Origin of the sequence: Pseudomonas sp. 65/3-MNA-CIBAN-0223, assembly GCF_040310425.1 — a bacterium.
GTDB lineage: Bacteria > Pseudomonadota > Gammaproteobacteria > Pseudomonadales > Pseudomonadaceae > Aquipseudomonas > Aquipseudomonas gregormendelii.
In genome coordinates, this window is record NZ_JBEOPV010000049.1 from 1 (window position 1) to 1,617 (window position 1,617).

Sequence of the window (1,617 nt, forward strand, 5' to 3'; positions counted from 1 at the left end):
GGCCGATTCTGTTGAAAAAGTAGCTCCTCTGGCTGACCTCCGGCAAAATCTCAGCATTGGTCGGAGGGAGATCACGCAGCATGATGGGACAGCTATCGAGTGGACAGGAGCGACTGTTTTACTCGTTCAACCTTGAAGATCACATCCCAGCCAATCACCTTCTACGAAGCATTGATCAGTGTCTCGACCTGAGCGACCTGCGCCATTACCTCGCCGATTTCTATAGCCCGATTGGGCGTCCGTCGATTGATCCCGAACTGATGATTCGCATGCTGATCGTGGGCTATTGCTACGGCATTCGCTCAGAGCGGCGGTTGTGCGAAGAGGCCCATCTGAACCTGGCGTATCGCTGGTTCTGCCGGTTGAGCCTTGAAGATGAAGTCCCCAACCACTCGACCTTTTCCAAGAATCGACACGGCCGTTTTCGGGACAGCGATTTGTTTCGCTGGTTGTTCAATGAGGTGCTGCGTCGCTGCATGGACGCAGGTCTGGTCAAGGGCGAAGGGTTTGCCGTGGACGCTAGCATCATCAAAGCGGATGCGAGTCGGCAGCGCGGCGTACCGGGTGATGAACAGGTCAACTGGAGCGATCGATCCCTGAGCACCCGCGCCGTGCGTGAGTACCTTGAGGCACTCGATGAAGAGGCTCTGGCCGAAACGCTACCGAAGCGCCTGTCGCTGACTGATCCTCAGGCCCGCTGGACCGCTGCTCCAGGCGGCCCAGCGTTCTTCGCCTATTCCACGAACTATCTGATCGATACCGAGCACGGCGTCATCGTGGATGTGGAACCCACACCGGCTCATCGAACCGCAGAAGTCGAGAGCACCAAGACGATGATCGAACGGGTCGAAGCGCAGTTCGACATTAAGCCGGAACGCCTCATTGGCGATACCGCTTACGGTACCGCACCGATGCTGGCCTGGATGGTGGAGGAAAAAGACATCGAGCCGCATGTGCCGGTGTGGGACAAAACCGAGCGCAAGAACGACAGTTTTTCGAGCAACGATTTCCACTGGAATGAAGAGGCTGAGGAATATCGCTGCCCGGCCGGCAACCCACTGCGCAGCGAATGGCGAGCCTTCAAGAATGAGCGTTCGCACGTCACCAAAGCCAACACCATCATCTTCCGATCCCGGCAGACCGACTGCGCGACATGTCCGATGAAAGCCAAGTGCTGCCCGAACACTTCAATTCGCAAGATCGTCCGCAGCGTCCATGAAGCCGCTCGTGATGTGGCTCGACGCATCGCAGCGACGCCGGAGTATGTGCGCTCTCGCCACGAACGTAAGAAGGTCGAGATGTTGTTTGCCCACCTCAAGCGCATCCTGAGATTGGATCGCTTGCGACTACGTGGCATGAGCGGCGCGACCGATGAATTCACGCTGGCCGCTGCGGTGCAGAATCTACGGCGGCTGGCCAAACTTACATCTCAAGGTCCGCCAGTTACGGGATAGGTGCGCCTGCACCAAGCAAAAAACCTTAAATTAACCCAATAACAGAGTAGCAAAGGTCACCGAAGGGCCGAAAAACCACTCAATGTGGTGAGTAGGTTCTCCAGTGGTGGTCGTGCCTGAGTTCAGGCCATTTGAAAATTCGACTTTTTCAACAGAATCGGCC

General features: G+C 56.5%; 1 protein-coding gene. It reads left to right on the plus strand.

The genetic code is table 11. The features are described 5' to 3' along the window. Positions 1-80 precede the first annotated feature (80 nt). The gene (locus AAEZ09_RS27835; protein WP_350601571.1) at positions 81-1,454 is read left to right on the plus strand and encodes a transposase; all 1,374 of its coding nucleotides are present in this window, start codon (positions 81-83) and stop codon (positions 1,452-1,454) included. Positions 1,455-1,617 lie beyond the last annotated feature (163 nt).